The sequence below is a fragment of the Bacillus sp. MUM 116 genome (assembly GCF_001866655.1).
In the GTDB taxonomy this organism is placed as follows: Bacteria; Bacillota; Bacilli; order Bacillales; family Cytobacillaceae; genus Neobacillus.
Map to the genome: position 1 here is coordinate 1 of NZ_MLYR01000091.1, position 22,289 is coordinate 22,289.

Annotated in this window: 22 protein-coding genes; 16 read left to right on the forward strand and 6 right to left on the reverse strand. The window is 39.7% G+C overall.

The features are described 5' to 3' along the window. Positions 1 to 61: 61 nt before the first annotated feature. The 8 genes from BIV60_RS21145 to BIV60_RS21180 all read left to right on the forward strand — a co-directional run bounded on the left by BIV60_RS21145 (position 62) and on the right by BIV60_RS21180 (position 8,498). Positions 62 to 2,029, forward strand: a complete 1,968-nt coding sequence (locus tag BIV60_RS21145) for an acetate--CoA ligase (protein WP_071357702.1) — start codon at positions 62 to 64, stop codon at positions 2,027 to 2,029. A gap of 157 nt (positions 2,030 to 2,186) precedes the next feature. Further along, complete coding sequence (accC, locus tag BIV60_RS21150; RefSeq protein ID WP_071357703.1) at positions 2,187 to 3,548, forward strand: acetyl-CoA carboxylase biotin carboxylase subunit; 1,362 nt, start codon at positions 2,187 to 2,189, stop codon at positions 3,546 to 3,548. A gap of 17 nt (positions 3,549 to 3,565) precedes the next feature. Next, positions 3,566 to 3,778: an acetyl-CoA carboxylase biotin carboxyl carrier protein subunit gene (locus BIV60_RS21155; protein WP_071357704.1), complete on the forward strand. Its 213-nt coding sequence runs from the start codon at positions 3,566 to 3,568 to the stop codon at positions 3,776 to 3,778. Between the two features lie 21 nt (positions 3,779 to 3,799). Beyond that, positions 3,800 to 4,693 (forward strand): hydroxymethylglutaryl-CoA lyase, encoded by an 894-nt coding sequence (locus BIV60_RS21160; protein WP_071357705.1) that lies wholly within the window; start codon positions 3,800 to 3,802, stop codon positions 4,691 to 4,693. 18 nt (positions 4,694 to 4,711) lie between these two features. Next, positions 4,712 to 5,494 carry an enoyl-CoA hydratase gene (locus BIV60_RS21165; protein WP_071357706.1) on the forward strand — a complete coding sequence of 261 codons (783 nt, stop codon included), beginning with the start codon at positions 4,712 to 4,714 and terminating at the stop codon, positions 5,492 to 5,494. A gap of 34 nt (positions 5,495 to 5,528) precedes the next feature. Beyond that, positions 5,529 to 7,073: an acyl-CoA carboxylase subunit beta gene (locus BIV60_RS21170; RefSeq protein ID WP_071357707.1), complete on the forward strand. Its 1,545-nt coding sequence runs from the start codon at positions 5,529 to 5,531 to the stop codon at positions 7,071 to 7,073. Between the two features lie 60 nt (positions 7,074 to 7,133). Further along, positions 7,134 to 7,820: a CoA transferase subunit A gene (locus BIV60_RS21175; RefSeq protein ID WP_371261575.1), complete on the forward strand. Its 687-nt coding sequence runs from the start codon at positions 7,134 to 7,136 to the stop codon at positions 7,818 to 7,820. 27 nt (positions 7,821 to 7,847) lie between these two features. Continuing rightward, positions 7,848 to 8,498, forward strand: coding sequence for a 3-oxoacid CoA-transferase subunit B (locus BIV60_RS21180; protein WP_071357709.1), 651 nt, complete (start codon positions 7,848 to 7,850; stop codon positions 8,496 to 8,498). A gap of 171 nt (positions 8,499 to 8,669) precedes the next feature. Here BIV60_RS21180 and BIV60_RS21185 read toward each other — a convergent pair whose 3' ends face one another. From BIV60_RS21185 to phaQ, 5 genes are all read right to left on the reverse strand, one after another. Continuing rightward, positions 8,670 to 8,870, reverse strand: a complete 201-nt coding sequence (locus BIV60_RS21185; protein WP_071357710.1) for a hypothetical protein — start codon at positions 8,868 to 8,870, stop codon at positions 8,670 to 8,672. A 184-nt stretch (positions 8,871 to 9,054) separates the two neighbouring features. Continuing rightward, positions 9,055 to 10,242 (reverse strand): acetyl-CoA C-acetyltransferase, encoded by a 1,188-nt coding sequence (locus tag BIV60_RS21190; RefSeq protein WP_071357711.1) that lies wholly within the window; start codon positions 10,240 to 10,242, stop codon positions 9,055 to 9,057. 316 nt (positions 10,243 to 10,558) lie between these two features. Next, on the reverse strand, positions 10,559 to 11,293 hold the full coding sequence (gene fabG, locus BIV60_RS21195; protein ID WP_071357712.1) for a 3-oxoacyl-ACP reductase FabG: 735 nt from the start codon (positions 11,291 to 11,293) through the stop codon (positions 10,559 to 10,561). Between the two features lie 187 nt (positions 11,294 to 11,480). Further along, positions 11,481 to 11,999 (reverse strand): hypothetical protein, encoded by a 519-nt coding sequence (locus BIV60_RS21200; RefSeq protein WP_071357713.1) that lies wholly within the window; start codon positions 11,997 to 11,999, stop codon positions 11,481 to 11,483. A 76-nt stretch (positions 12,000 to 12,075) separates the two neighbouring features. Beyond that, positions 12,076 to 12,492 (reverse strand): poly-beta-hydroxybutyrate-responsive repressor, encoded by a 417-nt coding sequence (gene phaQ, locus BIV60_RS21205; protein ID WP_071357764.1) that lies wholly within the window; start codon positions 12,490 to 12,492, stop codon positions 12,076 to 12,078. A gap of 258 nt (positions 12,493 to 12,750) precedes the next feature. Here phaQ and BIV60_RS21210 point away from each other — a divergent pair, with 258 nt between their 5' ends. The 3 genes from BIV60_RS21210 (at position 12,751) to phaC (ending at position 15,130) form a co-directional block, all read left to right on the forward strand. Next, complete coding sequence (locus tag BIV60_RS21210; protein ID WP_071357714.1) at positions 12,751 to 13,158, forward strand: hypothetical protein; 408 nt, start codon at positions 12,751 to 12,753, stop codon at positions 13,156 to 13,158. A gap of 70 nt (positions 13,159 to 13,228) precedes the next feature. After that, positions 13,229 to 13,972, forward strand: a complete 744-nt coding sequence (gene phbB / locus BIV60_RS21215; RefSeq protein WP_071357715.1) for an acetoacetyl-CoA reductase — start codon at positions 13,229 to 13,231, stop codon at positions 13,970 to 13,972. A gap of 111 nt (positions 13,973 to 14,083) precedes the next feature. After that, entirely contained in the window at positions 14,084 to 15,130 is a 1,047-nt protein-coding gene (gene phaC, locus BIV60_RS21220) for a class III poly(R)-hydroxyalkanoic acid synthase subunit PhaC (protein WP_071357716.1), read from the forward strand. Between the two features lie 365 nt (positions 15,131 to 15,495). Here phaC and BIV60_RS21225 read toward each other — a convergent pair whose 3' ends face one another. Further along, positions 15,496 to 15,948: an Lrp/AsnC family transcriptional regulator gene (locus BIV60_RS21225; protein ID WP_071357717.1), complete on the reverse strand. Its 453-nt coding sequence runs from the start codon at positions 15,946 to 15,948 to the stop codon at positions 15,496 to 15,498. A gap of 309 nt (positions 15,949 to 16,257) precedes the next feature. Between BIV60_RS21225 and BIV60_RS21230 the strand changes: the two genes are divergently transcribed. The 5 genes from BIV60_RS21230 to BIV60_RS21250 all read left to right on the forward strand — a co-directional run bounded on the left by BIV60_RS21230 (position 16,258) and on the right by BIV60_RS21250 (position 22,250). Further along, a complete protein-coding gene (locus BIV60_RS21230; protein WP_071357718.1) occupies positions 16,258 to 17,397 on the forward strand; it encodes a Leu/Phe/Val dehydrogenase in 1,140 nt (379 codons plus the stop codon). A 21-nt stretch (positions 17,398 to 17,418) separates the two neighbouring features. Beyond that, positions 17,419 to 18,486 carry a pyruvate dehydrogenase (acetyl-transferring) E1 component subunit alpha gene (gene pdhA, locus BIV60_RS21235; RefSeq protein ID WP_071357719.1) on the forward strand — a complete coding sequence of 356 codons (1,068 nt, stop codon included), beginning with the start codon at positions 17,419 to 17,421 and terminating at the stop codon, positions 18,484 to 18,486. Between the two features lie 5 nt (positions 18,487 to 18,491). Then, the gene (locus BIV60_RS21240) at positions 18,492 to 19,508 is read left to right on the forward strand and encodes an alpha-ketoacid dehydrogenase subunit beta (RefSeq protein WP_071357765.1); all 1,017 of its coding nucleotides are present in this window, start codon (positions 18,492 to 18,494) and stop codon (positions 19,506 to 19,508) included. Between the two features lie 12 nt (positions 19,509 to 19,520). Beyond that, positions 19,521 to 20,804, forward strand: coding sequence for a dihydrolipoamide acetyltransferase family protein (locus BIV60_RS21245; protein ID WP_083402377.1), 1,284 nt, complete (start codon positions 19,521 to 19,523; stop codon positions 20,802 to 20,804). A 135-nt stretch (positions 20,805 to 20,939) separates the two neighbouring features. Beyond that, positions 20,940 to 22,250 carry an amino acid permease gene (locus BIV60_RS21250; protein ID WP_071357767.1) on the forward strand — a complete coding sequence of 437 codons (1,311 nt, stop codon included), beginning with the start codon at positions 20,940 to 20,942 and terminating at the stop codon, positions 22,248 to 22,250. The last annotated feature ends 39 nt before the right edge of the window (positions 22,251 to 22,289 follow it).

The following is a 22,289-nucleotide window of genomic DNA, read 5'->3' on the forward strand; positions in this document are numbered from 1 at the left end:
TCCAAAAGCAACAAAGTTTACGAAAAGAGCCTTAAATAAAAATTATTAAAGGAGCAAATACATGGATATTAGTGGAATTTTACAAGTGGTTTCAAATAGCAAACTCGTTTATCCAAAAGAAGAAAAAATACGTTCAACCTCTATTGGGAGTAGCGTTGCTTTTCAAGAACTACTTAAACAATCCCAAGAAGATCCTGCTGCCTTTTGGGATCATGCAGCCCGTGAACTTGTTTGGTATGAACCATGGAATGAAACCATTAGTGGACAACTCCCTGATTTTCGTTTTTTTGTCGGCGGTATTAGTAATCCGAGTATAAATTTGCTTGATCGGCATATAGAAAATGGGGCAGGAAACCGGACCGCTCTCATTTGGGAAGGCGAAAACGGGGATACCAAGTTTTACACGTATAATATGCTTCTTGCTGAAGTAAATCGATTTGCAAATGTTCTTAAATCATTTGGTGTAAAAAAAGGTGATTGCGTAGCTATTTATCTTCCGAATCTGGCCGAAGCCTTTATTGCCGTTTTAGCTTGTTTTCGAATTGGTGCCATTTACAATACGATTTTCTCAGGTTATTCCGAAAAATCATTGACAGACCGCCTCATCAGTTTTGAACCAAAAGTATTGGTCACTGCAGATGCAACCGAACGAAGGGGTAAAGTCATTCGTTTAAAAGAAAAAGTCGATAATGTTGTACCATCGATTCCATCTGTCAAAGCTGTCATTGTTGTAAACCGATTAGGTACAGAGATTCAAATGAAAGATGGCCGGGATTACTGGTGGCATGAAGAGACAAAAGCAGCAAGTATTGTTTGTGAACCTGAGAGAATAGAAGCAAATGAGAGCGGTATTGTGTTTTATACAAGTGGTACGACAGGTAAACCAAAAGGTGTCGTGCATTCCGGGATGGCTTTTGTCACTCAAAATTACACATATGCCAAATATCATATGGATCACCACAATGATGATGTTTTCTGGTGTACTGCTGATATCGGCTGGTTAACGATGCATATTTGGGGAATTACAGGTGCTTTAGCGAATGGTGTAACAACTGTTATCTATGAAGGAGCAGTTGATTATCCAACTAAGGATCGTTTTTATCAAATTATTGAAAAATACCGGGTGAATAAATTATTTACCGCCCCAACTGCATTACGAATGTTAAAAAGTATGGGAGAAAAACCATTAGAGCAATTTGATTTATCATGTCTTGATGTTATTTCTCTTGTGGGAGAACCTTTCGATCCTGAAACATGGCATTGGACATATGAAGTTTTAGGAAAGAAGAAGGTATATATCAATAATACTTGGGGGCAAACCGAAACTGCGGGATCTCCTATTGCAGGTGCAGCCTGGCTGACACCAATGAAACCGGGCTCATCAGGTACTCAATTTTTAGGCGCTGTTTTTGATGTTGTTGATGAAGAAGGCAATTCGGTTAAACCTTGTCAGTTAGGAAACCTAGTGATTAGAAAACCATTTCCTATGCTGTGCCGTACCCTATGGAAAGAACCGGAGCGATATTACGGATCTTATTTTAGCCAAGTGGAAGGAAGCTATTATGCAAGCGACCTAGCATTGATAGATAATGATGGATATATATGGGTGGTTGGCCGTTCTGATGACGCATTTAATGTAGCGGGACATCGGTTAAGTACGATGGAAATGGAAAGTGCTGTACTTGAATGTGAGGGTGTTTCTGAATGCGCAATCATCGGGATTCCCGATGAAATAAAAGGGGAGGTTCCTTTAGTATTTGTCCGTCTGGCTGATGGTTTTGAAGGTACCGAAGAGTTAAAAGAACGGATAAATGAAAATATTATACAACAAATTGGTAAGATTGCCAGTCCAAAAGAAATAATTTTTACCAATATGTTACCCAAAACTGTAAGTGGAAAAATTATGCGCCGTTTATTAAAAGAAATTGTTGTAACAGGAAAAGTATTGGGAGACATTACAGGACTTGAAGACCCATCAACTGTTGCACAAATACAAAAAATAGTTGCTGAAAAATCATTAGTTAAATAATTATAAATTAGATCCAGTCATTTGTCAGGAACATGATCGGCAATGACTGGTTCCAATTATACTAGATAAGTAGAACAAGATAATTGTATGAATGTATTAATATTAAGGATTAGTTTTTTACATATTCTCTTAAGGATGTTAGAAAGGGAGGAAAGATATGTTCAAAAAAGTATTAATTGCCAACCGTGGTGAAATTGCCGGACGCGTAATCCGAACATGTAAATCATTGGGGATCCAAACCGTTGCGGTCTACTCTGAAGCGGATAAGGACTCCCTTCATGTGAAGGCGGCAGATGAGGCTTTTTTACTGGGGGAGGCAAAGGTATCTGAAAGTTACTTGAATATCGATAAAATCATCGAAATCGCACGCCATTCCGGGGCCGAAGCCATTCATCCGGGATATGGACTTCTTTCAGAGAATGCAGAATTTGCCCGCCGCTGTGAGGAAGAAGGTATCGTCTTTATTGGCCCTTCTCCTGAAGTTATTTCCAAAATGGGCAGCAAAATCGAGGCAAGGAAATTAATGGAGATTGCCGGTGTTCCAGTTGTTCCAGGGATTACTTCTCCTTTAGATGATGAAGAAGAAGCAGTAGAAACCGCAAGGATTATTGGTTATCCCGTAATGCTGAAAGCATCTGCAGGCGGTGGCGGCATTGGTATGCAGATTGTTCGCAGCGAAGAAGAAATTAGAAAAGCCTTTGAGGGTAACCAGAAACGAGCCGTCAGTTTCTTTGGAAACGGTGAAATGTTTATTGAAAAGTATGTTGAAAACCCTCGACATATTGAAATTCAGATTCTCGCTGACTCGCATGGCAATACGGTTTATTTATGGGAACGGGAATGTTCCATTCAACGCCGCCATCAAAAAGTCGTTGAAGAAGCACCATCTCCATTTTTAGATGAAGTGACCCGAAGCAAAATGGGGGAAGCTGCAGTAAAAGCTGCCAAATCCATCGGTTATAAAAATGCGGGTACCATTGAATTTTTAGTGGATGAAGACAAGAATTTTTACTTCTTGGAAGTAAATACCAGACTGCAGGTGGAACATCCTGTAACAGAGGAAATTACCGGGTTGGACCTGGTAGCAGAACAGCTTCGAATCGCATGGGGTGAATCTTTACCATTTAAACAAACGGACATTAAACGGGATGGGCATGCGATTGAAGTCCGAATCTATGCGGAGGACCCAAAAACTTTCTTCCCATCTCCGGGGAAAATCACCAAATTTGTTTTACCGGAAGGACCGGGCATCCGTCATGAATTGGGAGTGGGTGAGCTGTCAGTCGTAACCCCGTTTTACGACCCGATGATTGCTAAACTGGTTGTAAAGGGCAAGGATCGTGCTGAGGCAATTGAAGTCTTAAAGAATGCCTTATCCCACTATGAAGTTGAAGGCATAAAAACCAATATCCCGATGCTTCAAAAAGTAGTGGAGCATGATGCATACGTTTCCGGTGACACGACCACAAATTTTGTTGAAAAGTATCTGCAGGAAAATAAAAAATCAGTTAAGAAATAACACAGGAGGGTTTATAAATGAATAAAATTGTTGCAGTGATGGCAGGGAATATCTGGAAGGTATTAGTTCAACCAGGTGATAAAGTAGAGGAAGGACAGGATGTTATCATTCTGGAATCGATGAAGATGGAGATTCCGATTACGGCTGAATTTAGTGGAACGGTAAAGGAAGTAAAAATAAATGAAGGCGACTTTGTAAATGAAGAAGATGTTTTAATCGAAGTGGAATAAACCATTTAGGGAGATGTGATCATGAATTGGCCAGCGCATGTAACCATTAAAGAAGTTGGACCAAGAGATGGGCTGCAAAACGAGCAGACATTTCTTTCAACGGAGGATAAAATCAACTGGATTAATCAATTGTCGCAAACAGGACTAAAGCATATAGAAATTACTTCGTTTGTGAATCCAAAGTGGATTCCAGCGCTTGCCGATTCGCTGGAAGTGGCGAAAGGAATTGAACGCGTGCCAGGTATCACCTATACTGCTCTCGTCCCAAACCTTCGGGGGCTGGAGGGTGCCTTAGAAGGAAACGTAGATGATGTGGCCGTTTTTATGTCAGCAAGTGAAACACATAATCATAAAAATATTAACAAATCCATTGATGACACTTTTCCTGTTTTGCGAGAAGTGGTTAAAGAGGCACTATCAGGAGGAAAGTCTGTACGCGGTTATGTTTCAACTGTTTTTGGCTGTCCTTATGAAGGGCAGGTCGCGATTGATCAGGTCATTCGGGTTTCAGAGCATTTATTTGAAATGGGCATTCAGGAATTGTCACTGGGAGATACAATTGGCGTGGCAAACCCTAAGCAAGTTCAAGAGGTTTTAAATGTTCTTTTAAACCGCTTCCCGATTGAAAAATTGGCACTGCATTTTCATGATACACATGGAACTGCCGTAGCGAATATTTTAGCGGCATTAGACATGGGGATTACCACCTTCGACTCTTCTACAGGGGGATTAGGCGGCTGCCCTTATGCACCGGGTGCTTCAGGAAATGTGGCAACGGAAGATGTTATATACATGCTAAATAATATGGGAATTGAAACGGGCGTCAACTTAGAAAAACTACTTGGGGCAGGAAGCTTTATTCAAAAAAAAATAGGAAGAAGTTTACCTAGTCGCAATCTTCAAGCATGTAACTGAACGAAAGAGGTGAAAGATATGGACCAAGCTGTAAAGGTTTCAACACGGGAGGATGGAATTGTTGTTATTTCCTTAAATCGTCCTGAGGCCGCCAACGCACTATCTACTAATCTATTGGAAGAATTAAAAACGATTCTTGAATCTTGTAAATTTGACTCGGCTGTACGTTGTGTGATCATAACCGGGGCAGGAGAAAAAGCATTTTGTGCTGGTGCTGATTTAAAGGAACGGGCGGGAATGGATGCCCAGATGGTGAAAAAAACAGTTTCGTTGATTAGGGAGTGTGTAAATAGTCTTGAAACCTTACCGCAACCAGTAATTGCTGCTGTAAATGGAGCGGCGTTTGGCGGTGGAACGGAACTTGCCTTAGCCTGCGATATTCGAATTGCCTCCGAAACAGCTAATTTTGGTCTGACAGAAACTTCACTCGGAATCATTCCTGGTGCAGGCGGCACGCAGCGCCTCCCAAGGCTGGTGGGAAAAGGAAGAGCGAAAGAGTTGATTTATACGGCTAGACGTATCGATGCTAAGGAAGCAAAGGAAATTGGCTTGGTCGAATATGTAGAACGTCCAGAATCCCTGTTAGATAAGGCACTTGAAATTGCCGGTCAAATTGTTAAGAATGGACCGATTGCTATTCGTCAGGCTAAATTTGCGATTGATAAAGGATACGATGTGGATTTAGCAACAGGGCTTTCAATCGAGCAAAATGCTTATGAGGTCACAATCCCTACAAAGGATCGTTTGGAAGGACTTCAGGCTTTTAAAGAAAAGCGAAAACCTGTCTACAAAGGGGAGTAATATCCGAGCTAGAAATGAAATGGAGGATCACTTAATGACAACAGAAGTTTATTCAGAGAATCGTACATTACAAGAACGACTTGAAAAGATTTATAAAGGCGGAGCGCCAAAATACCACGAAAAAAACAGCGAGCAAGGAAAACTCTTTGTTCGTGAGCGCTTAAAGCTATTGTTTGACAAGGATTTTGTCCTGGAAGATGGGGCATTTGCTAATTGTATGGCAGAGGATCTGGCTGCGGATGGGGTTGTTACGGCTATTGGTAAAATAAATGGTCAAACCGTTTGTGTTATGGCGAATGATTCTACCATTAAAGCCGGTTCCTGGGGTTCACGGACAGTTGAAAAAATCATTCGCATCCAAGAAACAGCTGAAAAACTAAGAGTTCCATTAATTTATCTTGTCGATTCTGCCGGTGCTCGGATTACTGATCAAGTGGAAATGTTTCCTGGACGCCGCGGGGCTGGCCGGATTTTTTATAATCAAGTGAAATTATCCGGGAAGATTCCACAGGTCTGTGTACTATTTGGACCTTCGGCCGCGGGAGGAGCGTATATCCCGGCATTTTGTGACATTGTGATTATGGTCGATAAAAATGCCTCCATGTATCTCGGGTCACCACGGATGGCGGAAATGGTGATTGGGGAAAAGGTTACACTTGAAGAAATGGGCGGAGCACGGATGCACTGTTCGGTTTCTGGCTGCGGAGATCTTTTGACAAAAACGGAAGAAGACGCAATTGAAATGGCCCGAAAATATTTATCTTATTTTCCTGCAAATTTCTCAGAGAAACCGCCAGCGAGGGAGGCATTGTTACCGAAATCATTTGAAAAAACAATTGAAGAGCTTATTCCGACAAACCAAAATACTCCTTTTAATATGTATGATTTGATTGATCGCATTATTGATGAAGGCTCATTTTTTGAAATTAAGAAGCTTTTTGCTGCAGAATTGATCACCGGCCTTTCCCGAATTAACGGAAAACCAATCGGGATTATTGCCAATCAGCCAAGGGTGAAAGGCGGAGTGCTGTTCCACGATACGGCTGATAAAGCAGCAAAGTTTATTAATCTATGTGATGCTTTCCATATTCCTATTCTTTTCCTCGTGGATGTCCCTGGTTTTATGATTGGAACGAAGGTAGAAAGGGCAGGAATTATCCGTCATGGGGCAAAAATGATTTCGGCGATGGCAGAAGCGACCGTACCAAAGATTTCAGTCATTGTTCGTAAAGCCTATGGCGCAGGACTTTATGCGATGGCAGGCCCCGCCTTTGAACCGGATTGCTGTCTTGCACTGCCTACAGCTCAAATTGCTGTAATGGGGCCGGAGGCTGCTGTTAATGCGGTTTATTCTAATAAAATTGAGCGACTGCCAGATGAAGAGAAGGCGTCCTTTATACAACAGAAGCGTGAAGAATATAAGGAAGATATTGATATTTATCGCCTGGCTTCCGAAATGATTATTGATGGGATTATCACTGGTAATTCATTACGTGAGGAACTTGTCAATCGTTTTGACGCATATTCCTCAAAGTATATGCAATTCTCTGAGCGGAAGCATGCGGTTTATCCAGTATAAATTTTAATAGAAACCTAGTTTAGCAATTAATAAGGGGGTATTTCTTTGAAAAAGGGAAAAATCGTTGACTCGTTTACTCAGGCCATTCAGGATATTCCCGATGGAGCTACCATTATTGTTGGCGGCTTTGGGCTATGCGGTATTCCAGAAAAATCCATTATCGCATTACGTGATAAAGGAACAAAGGATTTAACCATCGTCAGTAATAATTGCGGGGTAGATGATTGGGGGCTTGGTCTTTTACTAGCAAACAAGCAAATTAAGAAAATGATCTCTTCTTATGTAGGGGAAAACAAGATATTTGAAAAGCAGTTTTTAAGCGGAGAGCTGGAGGTAGAACTCGTTCCACAAGGGACATTGGCTGAACGAATCCGTGCTGGCGGTGCAGGAATACCTGGCTTTTACACAGCAACAGGAGTAGGAACAGCGATAGCCGAAGGGAAGGAACATAAGGTATTTAATGGTAAAAATTATATTTTAGAAGAGGGAATCATAGGGGACTTTGCTCTTGTAAAAGCATGGAAAGCGGATCCGCTCGGGAATCTCAGCTATCAAAAAACAGCGCGTAACTTTAATCCGCTTGCTGCAATGGCTGGAAGGGTGACAATTGCAGAGGTAGAGGAGATCGTGGAGGCCGGAGAGTTAAACCCGGATCAGATTCATACTCCAGGAATCTATGTACAAAGGCTCTTGCTTGGTGAAAACTATGAAAAGAGAATTGAGAAGCGGACAGTAATTAATGCCTAGTTTCATAGTAGAAAGGAGAGAAAAACGATGAGTAATGCACGCTCGTTGATTGTTAAAAGAGCTGTTCAAGAAATTCAGGACGGAATGAATGTTAATCTTGGAATTGGCATCCCCACCTTGATTGCCAATGAAATTCCGCAAGATTATAATGTCTTGCTTCAATCAGAAAACGGATTATTAGGGATTGGACCTTATCCGCTGGAAGGGAGTGAAGATCCGGATTTAATTAATGCAGGAAAAGAAACAGTTACGACCGTTAATGGAGCATCCTTTTTTGATAGTGCCGAATCTTTCGCAATGATTCGTGGAGGCCACATCGATCTTGCCATCTTAGGCGGAATGGAGGTTTCCGAACAAGGTGACTTAGCCAACTGGGTGATTCCGGGGAAGATGGTTAAAGGAATGGGCGGCGCCATGGACTTAGTGAATGGGGCCAAAAGGGTAGTTGTCGTAATGGAACATGTCAATAAAAAAGGGGAATCTAAAATTAAAAAAACCTGTTCCCTCCCTTTAACAGGAAAACAAGTGGTTCACCGCTTAATTACAGATTTGGCTGTTTTTGATTTCGCACCGGAAGGAATGGTTCTTGTCGAAACACAATCTGGCATAACAGTAGAAGAAGTTATCAAAAACACAGAAGCTTCTTTCGCTGTAAGTCAGGAATTATTGATTAAATAAGTAGAAGGGACAGTCCCCCTCCAGTTTAAAGCAATATTTTCCGGAAGAGGAATATCCCTATGTAACTATTATTTATGATATCCCTTGTTTGTTCATTTCCAAGAATGGAACAAACAAGGGATTAAGTGATCAGATCATTCATTTATTTTACCTGCCGTTTCAAATGTATTTTTATACGAATATTTTTTTTTCCTCTTCAAGAATGTCTTTTTCAATAACCTCCCACCAATCTTCTGAACATGGTAATAAAGAATCTGTAACTTCTTCAGTCGCTAACTGATTAACTTCATTTTTTTTCTTACTCCTCAATTGTTCAGCTGGATCAAAGTTGCAACAAATTTGATAAATATCATCGTAATCAGCCATTGACATGGTAATCACCCCCTTTTTTTATTGCAAAGGGCAAAGCATGTTTTCACCCTTTACTTTATTTATAATCCCATCTCACTAAAAATAGAAGGGAAGATGGTGACGGATTTTTGAATTTTTTAAATAATTGTATTTCCTTTGAAATAAAAAACGAGACTCCCTAACAGGTAGTCTCGTTTTGGTTTCATTAGGCTTTTTCGACGATTGTTGCAACACCTTGGCCTCCGCCGACACAAAGTGTGGCTAGACCGTAGCGGGTATCTCTTTTGTTCATTTCGTGAATTAACGAAACAAGGATTCTTGCTCCGCTCGCACCAATTGGGTGGCCAAGAGAAATAGCGCCGCCATTTACGTTTAATTTTTCTTTATTGAATTGAAGCTCGCGGTCTACTGCGATTGATTGAGCAGCAAATGCTTCGTTTGCTTCAATTAAATCTACATCTTCTAATGAAATAGATGCTTTTTCAAGTGCTTTTTTAACAGCCGGAACAGGACCGATCCCCATAATACTTGGGTCTACGCCTGCAGTTGCATTGGCTTTAATCGATACTAATGGTTTAATTCCTAATTCCTCAGCTTTTTTGCGGCTCATCACAACGAATGCTGCAGCTCCATCGTTAATACCTGAAGCATTTCCTGCAGTAACAGTACCATCTTTTTTGAATGCAGCGCGAAGTTTTCCTAAACTTTCTGCAGTCGTATCAAATCGAGGGAACTCATCTTGACTGAATAAGGTTACTTGACCTTTACGTCCAGGAACTTCCACAGGAACAATCTCATCGGCAAAACGGTTGGATTCAATTGCTGCTTGTGCTTTTTGTTGGCTTGCAGCTGAGAATTCATCCTGTTCTTGACGAGTGATTTCATATTTTTCTGCAAGATTTTCTGCAGTGATTCCCATATGGTAGTTATTTTCAGCACACCATAAGCCGTCTGCGACCATACTGTCGACAACCTTCTGATCGCCCATTTTAAATCCATCGCGTCCGCCTTTTAGAAGGTAAGGAGCCTGACTCATGTTTTCCATTCCGCCTGCAACAACAATTTCAGCATCTCCTGCTAGAATTGCTTGTGTTGCCAGATGAACAGCTTTTAATCCTGATCCACAGACTTTATTAATGGATGTTGCTGGTGCTTCTTGCGGGACTCCTGCTGCAAGGGAAGCTTGTCTCGCTGGATTTTGGCCAGCTCCTGCTTGTAATACGTTCCCCATGATGACTTCATCAACATCATTTGCAGTAATTCCTGCTTTTTGAATAGCTTCTTTGATTACAGTCGCTCCTAGTTGAGTGACTGGGACGTTTTTTAAACCTCCAAGAAAACTTCCAATTGCGGTTCTTACAGCACTTACGATTACAACTTCATTTGTTGACATTTTATTTTCCTCCCTTAAAAAAATTATGTATTCTCAAGACCCCCTTAAAATAATACCGTAAAAAAACCATAATTTTTTGAATTATTATTCGACAAATTTAGCGTTTTTTAATAAATGAGGATTCATTCATTTTATATGAATAAGAGGTAGAAGCAACTGTTTATTTAAATTGAAGAAGTATGGCAATTAAAAAATCTTTATGGAATTTTGTAAGAAGATGTCGAAACTTGTTGTAATTTATTCGAAAGAAAAGGAGAAACATGAAAATGTTTCCCCGAATTTACCTCTATGTGAATGGACCATGGATTACTTTTGTTTAAATCACTAAACCGCCATCAACACTTAAAATCGTTCCATTAATGTATCCTGCTTGATCGGAAGCTAAAAACAGATAAGCAGCAGCAATATCTTCTGGTTTTCCAATTTTCCTAAGAGGGGTTTTTTCCTTCATGAAGTTTAGGACTTTATCCGGTACGGCGGCCGTCATACCGGTTTCAATGAAACCCGGTGCAACTGCATTCACTCTAATACCCTTAGGACCAAATTCTTTTGCCCAGCTCTTTGTTAGGCCAATGACTCCGGCTTTTGTGGCAGCATAGTTTGTTTGACCGATATTCCCGTATAAACCTACGACAGAAGATGCATTCAGGATGACTCCGGACCCCTGGTTAAGCATAATCGGGGCAACGGCCTTTGTGCACTTAAAAACCCCGGATAGGTTCACATTAATAACCTTTTCCCAATCGCTTTCCTTCATTTTTGTAAGAAATCCATCCATTGTGATTCCAGCGTTATTAATTAAAACATCAATCCGCCCATGTTTTGCGACTGTTGATTGAACCATATCCTGAATTTGAGAACTGTCTGTTACATCTACTTTAAAAAAGGTAACGTTTTCAGATTGAAGCTCTTCAAGTGCTTCTCTGCCAGAAGATTCATTGTAATCACAGATGACCACGTTTGCTCCTTTACGTAGAAATTGCTTTGCTGTTTCTTTACCAATGCCCTGTGCGCCCCCAGTAATTAACACAACTTTCCCAGTAAATTTCAAAATTTCCCCACCTCTAGTTAAAATTTCGTTTGCTGATTTTCAAAAGGTCATGTCGAATAAGGGTTATAAGAAAATACAGGAATTGAGACCATGGCAAGCCAACACAATTTTCAATATTCATACTATTCCCAAAATCAGTAAAAAAGAACAGAGGAATATCCTCTGTTCTAAAACCAATTTTTCTATTTTACTTGAAAAGAGCAAAAGCAGCTTTTGAATTTGTTTCAAAAATTTCAAAAAGAACTTTCTGGGAAGCCTTAATTTGTTCTGTAATTTCATCGCGGACCTTTTGCTGTTGAGAAATTCCATTTTTTACTGTTTCTTGGAAACGCTCTTGAGACTGATTTATTAATTTTAAACTTTCTTTATATGGTGTTTCGATTAATTGTAATGCACGGTTTGAAACTTCATCCAATTGTACATTCCATTGTTCGTAAACTTGACCTGCTGAAGGACCAAAGTTCTTTTGTAAGTTAAACTTTGCATTTTCGCGAAGTTCATTAAATAATTTCTTTTGTTCTTCTTGAATAAGTGTTACATCGTCTGTCATTTTTTCCAGATTCGCTTTTTGTTTTTCTAGAGACTGAAGAAATAATTCTTCCAATTCCTTTTGTGCATTGGAGACTCTGTCCAAACTATTTACCCAAGTGTTAAAAAGTGATTCTCCGAAACGAACTGTTTCTTGTTTTTTTACATTTTGTGCCATGTGAAAAACCTCCAATTTTATAATCATTGCAGTTATTGACTGCAGTGTTACTGACTTGAATTGAGAAAAATTACAATTAATTATCTTCTGTATCCTCTTGTAGTTTACGAGATGAGGGCAGAAGCATATCCATGTAAATGTTAAAAAAGCGATTGATCATGGATTGATACTGTTCAAGAGTTGTAAAACATGTTTTCAAATAATCTTCTCCGGCTTTTGTAATAGAATAAATCCGTTTTGCCGGTCCTTCAGTTGTTGTATCCCATTCAGAATGGACTAATTGATCTTTTTCAAGCTGCCTTAATATTCGATACACATTGCCTTGGTCAATAGTTGCAAATCCAAACTGTGCAAGTTCTTGAATTAACTTATAACCATGTAAATTTACATTTTGTAAACTTAATAGGAGAAAAGGGACCATTAAGTTTTTTGGCATTGTATTCATCGTGCGATCTTGATTCGCAGCAGCCTTTTCAGATTCATTTTGATGGATGGTCAAATCATATCACTCCAAAAAATATAATCTATAAGTGTAATTTACACCTATGGATTCATTTTGTCAAAGGTTTCTATAAGTGTAATTTACACTTAGGGGAAATTTTTTTAAAAAAACAAATATGAATCGCGATTCATGTAGAATTTTGTCAAAAAAAGCAGTAATATTTTATGACAATTTCTAATATTTTATCTTCATTTCTTTCCAAGTTACTAGTATGATAAATATGTCCAAAACGAAAAAGGAGGAAAAATCATGAGTTCTGAAACCAATATTTATGAAATGTGGAAGGATTTATATTCAAAATCCAGCAGTTTTTTTGACGATAAGGTAAAAGAGGATTTTCCATCCAAAGGGATAGCCCAGGTATTAGAAATGAATCTTATGTTTAAAAAAATGATTGATGAGAGTACAGAAAAGTATTTAGAATTTGTAAATATTCCTTCTCGTAATGATCTCGCAAATTTATCCTCATTGATTGTGAATGTGGATGCAAAAGTTGATAATTTAGAAGAATTATTGGAAGAAGCAACAGACAAAGCAGTTGACCCTGCAAGTTATCAACGCGAATTGGCTGGAATCAAAAAAGATATGAAAAATCTTGATACTAAGCTTAATCAAATACTGGCAGCGCTTAAATTACCGGAAACTTCTTCAAAATAATCCGGGGTACATAAATACCTAGAAATGTTATGAAAATACTAAACTAACTTTACATCAGGAGGAAAAGAAAATGACTGAATTAAAAAACAAAGTAGCAATCGTAACAGGTGGAAGCAGAGGAATTGGGTCAGCGATTGCATTAGAATTAGCGAAACAAGGCGCAAATATCGTTCTTAACTATGTTAGCCGTCCAGAATTAGCTGAAAAAATGGTTGCAGAAATCCAAGAATTTGGCGTAGAAGCTATTGCGGTTCAAGCCGATGTTTCAAAAAGTGATGAAGCAGCTCTTCTTGTTCAAGCAGCGGTGGAGAAGTTTGGCAAATTAGATATTCTTGTAAATAATGCAGGAATTACACGTGACAGTACGTTTAAAAAGCTTAGTGAAGAAGACTGGAGAAAAGTCATCGATGTGAACTTAAACAGTGTATTCAATACAACATCACCTGCCCTTCCACACCTAACTGAATCAGATGCAGGCCGTATCATTAACATCTCATCCATTATTGGTCAGGCTGGGGGATTCGGTCAAACAAACTATGCAGCAGCTAAAGCTGGTTTAATTGGTTATACGAAATCACTTGCTCTTGAATTAGCAAAAACTAATGTAACCGTAAATGCAATCTGCCCAGGATTTATTGGTACTGAAATGGTTCAAGCGATTCCTGAGAAAGTTCTCGAAGGGATTGTTTCTAAGATTCCACAAAAACGTTTAGGAACTCCACAAGAAATTGGCCGTGGTGTTGTATTCCTATGTCAAGACGGTGGCTATATTACAGGACAACAATTAAATATTAACGGCGGACTTTACATGTAAGTGTCATGAACACTTTGTCCTAAAGATATATTTTATAGACTGAATAAAAGATGTAAGGAGTGAGTACCCATTAGCATTTTAGCCAGAAAAGAATGGGAAGAGTATGCCAAAATGGTTCCTGATGAATATCAACAGGTGTTTAATCGTGTAAAAAGGGCGACAGAAGTGTTAACAACTGAAGCTGAACCGGAAGTAGGTCCGACACCAAAGGAAGTAATTTGGACAAAGAACAAGACGAAGCTTTACCGTTTTATTTCTGATTCACCGAAAAAGCATAAAGTTCCACTTCTTATGGTATATGCTTTAATTAACAAACCATATATTTTAGATTTAACAAAGGGCGGCAGTTTAGTTGAATATCTAGTTAATCAAGGTTTTGATGTTTACATGATTGATTGGGGAACATTTGGTTATGAAGACAGGAATATGAAACTAGATGATTTCATTATGGACTATATCCCGCGCGCTGTTAAAAAAGTAATGAGAACATCAAAGGTTGACGAAGTCTCCATCCTTGGCTATTGCATGGGCGGAACGATGACATCCGTTTTTGCGGCATTACACCCTGAATTGCCAATCCGTAACCTTGTATTTATGACAAGTCCATTTAACTTTGAAGATTCAGGACTTTATGGTGCCATGCTCGATGAGCGCTATTTTGATATTGATAAAGTAGTAGATACACTTGGAATTATTCCACCTGAAATGATCGACTTTGGAAACAAACTGATTAAGCCAATGTCCAATTTCTACGGGCCATATATCAGTCTCGTTGATCGTTCAGATAATGATAGGTTTGTAAAAAGCTTTAAACTGCTGCAAAAATGGCTAAATGACGGTATTCCGTTCCCAGGTGAGGCCTATCGACAGTGGATTAGAGACTTCTATCAAAAGAACAGATTAATTAACGGCGAGCTTGTGATTCGTGGCCGCAAAGTTGAATTACAGAATATTAAAGCGAATGTTCTAAACCTTGCTGGTAAAAGTGATCTTATTGCCCAACCTCATATGGTTGAAGCATTGATGGACGCAATATCCAGTAAAGATAAGCAATATAAAAATTTGCCTGTTGGGCATACATCCATTACGTTTGGCAGTCAAGCTTCAAAGATCACGTATCCTACCATTGGCGGCTGGCTTGCAGAGCGTTCCAACTAAATCATGAAATGAATAATCCGGGAGTGTTCCATTTAAGGAGCACTCTTTTTTATATGAATGGTTGTGTTAAATGACATTGTTGATTTTTTAACCTTGAGGAAAGCGAAGTGCTTGTATCGGAAATCAACGGATAAGTTTAACACAGCCATATGAAAAAACAACATATATGTAGTAGTAACCATATTATATTTGTTTTATTCTGATAATTCAAGGGGTTATGAAAGGGTTTTCAAAAAATAAATTAATAGGCGTAAATGTATGGAAAAGGGAGAATATAGGTTATGCAATTCTCCCTATTTTTAAATAAAAGAGTTGAAATTCTCACTATCTAGCAAAAAACTGACTTTGTGGAAAAATTATTTCCATTATGATTGCTCAATGGAATTTGGGGTAATGCATCGGAATGAGACCGGTGATGATAATACGATGGATGTATTGACATTTCCATATGGGGTTAGCCGATCAATTAAATTACTAAGATGGTCCATCCCTGGTACGGCAGCTTTCAGTAAATAGCTGACAGCGCCGGTTAACCGGTGGCACTCGATGATATCGGGATCATTCATAATCCAATTCTCAAAATCTGTATATGAAAGTATCTTCATTTCACTAACCTGGATGAAAACGATTACATCTCTCCCAATGGCTTTTGGAGAAACTCTTGCTCCAAATCCTTCTATAATCTCCCTCTCCTGGAGCCGTTTCAAACGCTCTGTAATGCTTGGACGGCTAAGGGATAATTTCTTCGATAATTCACTTAATGTGATACGTCCATCCATTTGAAGAAGTTCAATAAGACGACTGTCTAATTGATCCATTGAATAATTCTCCTTTCAAAATGAAGTAAAATACCAAAAAAATTATGCAAAATAGATTGCCAACCACATGAAACTTATGCGGATTGTTATATAATTCGTTTTCATTATACCTTATTATTTAATAGAAACATAATATTTTTAATATTAAAAATTAAAATTCAGCTTTATAGATTTCCGGCTTGGTATAAGCATTTAAAAATAATGTAACCGTTACCAAGATCAGCTGAATAAAAGAGATTCTTATTATAGTAGGAAAATTTTTTTCGAATAGTTTTCACTATACTCATAATGATAATGGAGGAAAATGAAATGAACATGATTGAACAATCTTTGCAAACAACGGATACCGTGATTGAAAAAATGAACGAACATGAGCAAATTGTTTTTTGCAATGACACTAAAAGTGGGTTGAAAGCGATTATTGCCATTCATAATACCACACTTGGTCCTGCACTGGGTGGATGCCGTATGCGACCTTATCGTTCAATGGATGAGGCATTGGAAGATGCACTGCGTTTATCCAAAGGAATGACCTATAAATGTGCAGCTTCCGATGTGGATTTTGGCGGAGGAAAAGCGGTAATCATCGGTGACCCGGCAAAAGATAAAACACCGGCGATGTTTAGAGCCTTTGGACAGTTTGTTGATTCTTTAGGGGGCCGTTTTTATACAGGTACAGATATGGGGACTTCAATGGATGACTTTATCCATGCGGCAAAAGAGACCAATTGTATTGTAGGAATCCCTGAAGCTTACGGTGGCGGCGGTGATTCATCGATTCCAACGGCCCTCGGGGTTATTTATGGTTTAAAAGCAACGAATAAAGTTGTATTTGGCACGGATGATCTTTCCGGTAAAACTTACACCATCCAAGGCTTGGGAAAAGTAGGCTATAAAGTAGCCGAACAATTGCTGGAAGCAGGTGCTGATCTTTATGTAAGCGATATCAATGAAGAAGCTGTATTGTCCATTCAAGAAAGAGCCAAACAATTAGGGGGCATCGTTCGCCGGATAAGTGGAGATGAAGTGTACTCTGCAAATGCCGATGTATTTGTTCCATGTGCTTACGGTGGAATTATTAACGATGAAACGATCGAACAATTGAAGGTAAAAGCAGTGGTGGGCTCTGCTAACAATCAGCTTCTTTCGGAAAAACACGGGGAAGCATTAAAACAAAAAGAGATTATTTATGCTCCTGATTATATCGTAAATGCAGGCGGCTTAATTCAAGTAGCAGATGAATTGTATGGCTATAATAAAGAGCGTGTGTTGGCAAAAACTTACTCGATATATACCTCTTTATTGGAAGTTTACAGACAGGCGGAATTAGATGACATCACAACGATTCAGGCTGCAAACCGTTTTTGTGAAAAACGAATGGAAGACCGAAAAAAGCAGAATAGCTTTTTTACCCATACAAAACGTCCAAAATGGGCTATCCGTAAATAATTTTTTTAATGAGGTGAAAAGATGTCAAAAGAATTTCCAATCTTTCAAATTATCGATGAAAACGGCCAATTACAGAAACAGGAGTATAAAGATCTACTTACAGAGGAGCTTGTGAAAAAATTCTACTACAATATGGTTCGAATTCGTACCTTTGACCGTAAAGCTATAAGTTTGCAGCGGCAAGGCAGACTTGGAACCTATGCACCGTTTGAGGGGCAGGAAGCCTCTCAGGTCGGAAGTGCATTAGCGCTTGAAAAGGACGACTGGGTTTTCCCAACATACCGTGACCACGGGGCTACCATCACCTTTGGTGCCGGTTTGGCTCGCACGTTTTTATATTGGAATGGCCGTGTTGAGGGTTGTGTTCCTGAAGAAGGGAAAAAGATTTTCCCACCAGCCGTACCGATTGCCACACAAATTCCCCATGCAGCTGGCGCGGCAATGGCGGAAAAAAGAAAAGGCACGAAGAATGCAGCGATTGCTTATTTTGGCGATGGAGCCACTTCAGAGGGCGATTTCCATGAAGGATTGAACTTTGCCAGTGTGTTTCAAGCGCCGGTTATCTTCTTTAATCAAAATAACGGCTTTGCAATTTCTGTGCCGATTGAAAAACAAATGAATTCGAAAACGATTGCTCAAAAGGCAGTTGCCTATGATATGCCAGGTGTCCGTGTCGATGGAAACGATATCTTTGCAGTCTATTTCCAAACAAGGGAAAGCCTTGACCGTGGTCGCTTTGGGGGCGGACCAACGTTAATCGAAGCCATCACATGGAGATATGGTGCCCATACTACAGCAGATGACCCTGCGAAATACCGTAATCAAGCAGAAAGTGATATGATCCGGGAGCAGCGGGACCCTCTCCTTCGTGTAGAGCGTTTTATGAAATTAAACGGCTTCTGGGATGAGGAATGGGTACAGAAAATCAAAGAAGAAACGGCAAGCGAAATAGAGAAAGCGGTAAAGGATATGGAGAGTTTTCCGAAACCAAATATCCATGATTTATTCGATAATGTGTTTGAAAAGCCGACTTGGACGATTGCGAAGCAAAAAGAACAGTATCTTCAATTAATCGGGAGGGAAGCGTGATGATTATGACTTTGGAGAGACCGTTAGAACAATCTGCGGTTAAAACGAATCAGCTTACGCTGGTTCAAGCAGTAACAGATGGGCTGCGCACAATGTTAAAAGAAGATGAACAGGTGCTGTTGCTTGGCGAAGATATCGGTAAAAATGGGGGAGTTTTCCGCGCCACCGAAGGTTTGCTGGAACAATTTGGGGAAGACCGTGTGATGGATACACCTCTCTCAGAAGCAGGCATTATTGGTGCCTCTATTGGAATGGCGGTTAATGGTTTTAAACCCGTTGCAGAAATGCAGTTCCTTGGATTTATCTACCCCGCGTTTGAGCAAATCATGACACATGTGTCACGCATTCGAATGCGAACAATGGGCAAATACTCGGTTCCAATGGTTATTCGGGCTCCATACGGTGCTGGTATCCGCGCCCCCGAAGTTCACTGTGACAGTATGGAAGCATTATTTGCACATATGCCCGGAATAAAAGTGGTTTGCCCGTCTTCTGCTTACGATGCAAAGGGACTGCTGATTGCTGCCATTGAAGACCCGGATCCAGTCTTATTTTTAGAATCGATGCGAATTTATCGTGCTCAACGAGAAGAAGTGCCGGAAGGAAAATACACTGTTGAAATCGGAAAAGGGAAAAAGCTTAAAGAAGGTAATGATGTGACACTTATTTCTTGGGGAGCGATGGTTCCGGTAACAATGAAAGCAGCTGAACAGGCTGAAAATCAAGGGATTACTTGTGATGTTATTGATTTGCGTACGTTATATCCAATGGATAAAGACATCATCGCGGAATCTGTTCAAAAAACAGGACGTGCGGTGATTGTTCATGAAGCCCATGAAACAGGCGGAGTCGGCAATGATATTGTCTCCATCATAAATGATACCTCGTTTCTCTTCATGAAATCTCCAGTTGAGCGTGTAACGGGATTCGATGTTCCAGTTCCATTATTCGCATTGGAGGAACATTATCTGCCAACACCAAAGCGAGTATTGAAAGCAATTGAAAAAGTTATTCATTTTTAGGAGGGGAAAACTTTGGTTGAAGTAAAACTTCATGATATTGGTGAGGGAATGACAGAGGGAGAAATCATCCACTATTTTGTCAAAGTGGGGGATGCTGTGAAGGTGGATCAACCTCTAGTTGAGGTGCAAACAGATAAGATGGTGGCGGAGCTTCCTTCTCCCGCATCAGGTAAAGTAAAGGAAATTGTTGTCCATGATGGCACCACGGTGTCTGTTGGTACGACGCTTCTTGTTCTAGAATCGGAAGAGGTAAAAGCAGTGGAACCTGCAATGGAAATAAAAGCTGAAGAAGCATTGCCTAAAAAGGTAGAGATGTCAACACATCCACTTCCAACTGATGCTTCAACGCAAAAAGGGGAAAAACTCTTCATTATGGCGGCACCGTATACAAGGAAAATTGCCCGCGAGTTTGGGGTAAATATTAATGAAATAACAGGTACGGGAACAAGCGGGCGCATCACTGTTGAAGATGTATACAATTTTGTTAAAAAGCGTGACATGATTCAGTCTCCTGAAAAAATGAAGGCAACTTCTGTGAAAACGACTGAACAAACAACAGAACTGGAAATCCCGAGTCAGGAAATTCAAAATAAAAAAGAAACAAATGTAGAAGTGCTTCCATTTAGAGGGCGTCGCAAGCAGATTGCAAAGAAAATGACCCAGTCCCTTTATACTATTCCGCATGTAACTCATTTTGAAGAGGCCGATTTAACCGAACTGCTTGCCTACCGGAACGATTTAAAAGAAATGGGAATTAATATCTCAGCTGCTGCCTTTTTTATCAAAGCGATTGCCGTGGCATTAAAACAATTCCCTGTTTTCAATGCGAAGCTGGATGAAGAAAATGAAGTGATTCGTCTTGAAAAAGAATATAATATCGGAATTGCTACTGATACAGAAGACGGTTTAATTGTTCCTGTCATTCATCATGCCGACCGATTAACGGTTCGTGAAATACATGACAAATTGAAAGAGTTAACAAAAAAAGCGCAAGAGAACAAGCTGACGTCTGCTGAAATGAAAGGCGGCACCTTTACTATCAGCAATGTTGGTCCATTGGGAAGTATTGGTGCAACTCCGATTATTAATTATCCTGAAACAGGATTAATCGCTTTTCATAAAACAAAGAAAATGCCAGTTGTCGTGGAAAATGATGAAATTGCAATCCGCTCCATCATGACCATGTCGATGGCGTTTGATCATCGAGTGGCTGACGGTGGTACAGCTGTTGCTTTTACCAACCGCTTTAAACAATTGATCGAAAACCCAAAATTATGGCCAATCGAACTCGCTTAAGAAAATTATTCTACGAAAATACAATAACATGGTAATATATAAGGCATGAATCAATTGGTTAGATAGAATGAAGGAGGAATATGTTTGAAATCTGCATCATTGCAAAAAAAGTTACTCCCGCGACACATAAGTTTGATGGCAATGGGGGGAGCAATCGGAACCGGGATCTTTAAAGGGAGCGCGGAAACCGTATCATTAGCGGGACCGGGAGTTATTTTAACTTATGTATTCGCGGGGCTGTTGCTTCTAGTTGTGATGGGAGCGATAGCAGAAATGGCAATCGTCTATCCAAATACAAATATGAAAGGCTTTGTTCAGAAAGCCTTCGGTAAGCGTGCCTCCTTCGTCGTTGGCTGGATGTATTGTTTCATGTGGCTGGCCGTTTGTGTTATTGAAATTGTGGTTGCGGGGAGCTTTCTGCAATATTGGCTGCCATCGATTCCGCTTTGGGAATTAAGTTTGGCATGTGCTCTTCTCGTTATTGGCATTAACATGATGAATGTTAAAAATTATGGGGAGTTTGAATTTTGGTTTGCGGGCATTAAAATTACCATGATTATCGTTTTTATTATTTTGGGAGCTTGCATTCTTTTTGGAATCATCCCTAGTAATCAAGCGAACTATCTGCAAAATTTTACAGAACATGGCGGATTTTTTCCTAAAGGCTGGATGTCCATCTTTTCAGCGCTGTTAATCGTTATGTTTTCGTACGGAGGCTCGGAGCTAATAGGGGTAACCGTTACGGAAGTAAAAGATGCAGAGCGTATTTTACCTAAAGTCATTAAAAGTTTTATTTGGCGCATTATTTTGTTTTATACGCTTCCGATTCTTGTCATTTGCGGTTTAATTCCTTGGGATAAAATAAGTGACCATTCAAGTCCTTTTGTCCAAGTATTATCCATGACGGGGATGCAGGGATCAGCTCATCTGATGAACTTTATTTTAATTACTGCAGTTTTATCTGCAGCAAATTCTGGTATTTATGGCTGTACGCGAATGCTCCATTCTTTGGCAGTTGAAGGGGAAGCACCAAAAGCCTTCTCTTTTGTAACAAAAAAAGGTGTTCCGTTATATAGCTTAATGCTAAGTGCTGTGGTCTTAATCGGTGGTTCGATGATTGCCTATGTTGCTCAGGATCAAGTTTTTATGTTATTAATGGCGGTTCCGGGCTTTGTTGTATCTTTGGTGTGGATTAGTATTTGTTTGGCGCAGTTAAAACTTCGCAAAACCTATCCGAAGAATCCGAGCTTTAAATTATGGGGTTTCCCATATATCACATCGATTACTGTTGTTACGTTAAGCATAATATCCGTGATATTTGTATTAAATGCACAAAATCGTGTCAGTATTATTACTTGTCTCGTTGTTTTGGCAGTGTTAGTTGTGATTTCCATTTTTAAATTTAAAAACCCGGATAATACAATAACAGAAGAGAAGGTAGGATAATTAAAAAAAGAATAACTATTTTCGTTACAGGGCTGTCGT

Excerpts from the sequence above, each read along its gene's own strand:
- BIV60_RS21145 (WP_071357702.1), top strand. The coding sequence starts at position 62 with ATGGATATTAGTGGAATTTTACAAGTGGTTTCAAATAGCAAACTCGTT.
- BIV60_RS21185 (WP_071357710.1), bottom strand. The coding sequence starts at position 8,870 with ATGTCAATGGCTGATTACGATGATATTTATCAAATTTGTTGCAACTTT.
- BIV60_RS21180 (WP_071357709.1), top strand. The coding sequence starts at position 7,848 with ATGAGTAATGCACGCTCGTTGATTGTTAAAAGAGCTGTTCAAGAAATT.
- BIV60_RS21250 (WP_071357767.1), top strand. The coding sequence starts at position 20,940 with ATGGCAATGGGGGGAGCAATCGGAACCGGGATCTTTAAAGGGAGCGCG.
- BIV60_RS21190 (WP_071357711.1), bottom strand. The coding sequence starts at position 10,242 with ATGTCAACAAATGAAGTTGTAATCGTAAGTGCTGTAAGAACCGCAATT.
- BIV60_RS21210 (WP_071357714.1), top strand. The coding sequence starts at position 12,751 with ATGAGTTCTGAAACCAATATTTATGAAATGTGGAAGGATTTATATTCA.
- BIV60_RS21165 (WP_071357706.1), top strand. The coding sequence starts at position 4,712 with ATGGACCAAGCTGTAAAGGTTTCAACACGGGAGGATGGAATTGTTGTT.
- BIV60_RS21170 (WP_071357707.1), top strand. The coding sequence starts at position 5,529 with ATGACAACAGAAGTTTATTCAGAGAATCGTACATTACAAGAACGACTT.
- BIV60_RS21160 (WP_071357705.1), top strand. The coding sequence starts at position 3,800 with ATGAATTGGCCAGCGCATGTAACCATTAAAGAAGTTGGACCAAGAGAT.
- BIV60_RS21225 (WP_071357717.1), bottom strand. The coding sequence starts at position 15,948 with ATGGATCAATTAGACAGTCGTCTTATTGAACTTCTTCAAATGGATGGA.
- pdhA (WP_071357719.1), top strand. The coding sequence starts at position 17,419 with ATGTCAAAAGAATTTCCAATCTTTCAAATTATCGATGAAAACGGCCAA.
- accC (WP_071357703.1), top strand. The coding sequence starts at position 2,187 with ATGTTCAAAAAAGTATTAATTGCCAACCGTGGTGAAATTGCCGGACGC.
- BIV60_RS21155 (WP_071357704.1), top strand. The coding sequence starts at position 3,566 with ATGAATAAAATTGTTGCAGTGATGGCAGGGAATATCTGGAAGGTATTA.
- BIV60_RS21200 (WP_071357713.1), bottom strand. The coding sequence starts at position 11,999 with ATGGCACAAAATGTAAAAAAACAAGAAACAGTTCGTTTCGGAGAATCA.
- phaC (WP_071357716.1), top strand. The coding sequence starts at position 14,084 with ATGGTTCCTGATGAATATCAACAGGTGTTTAATCGTGTAAAAAGGGCG.
- BIV60_RS21240 (WP_071357765.1), top strand. The coding sequence starts at position 18,492 with ATGACTTTGGAGAGACCGTTAGAACAATCTGCGGTTAAAACGAATCAG.
- BIV60_RS21230 (WP_071357718.1), top strand. The coding sequence starts at position 16,258 with ATGAACATGATTGAACAATCTTTGCAAACAACGGATACCGTGATTGAA.
- phbB (WP_071357715.1), top strand. The coding sequence starts at position 13,229 with ATGACTGAATTAAAAAACAAAGTAGCAATCGTAACAGGTGGAAGCAGA.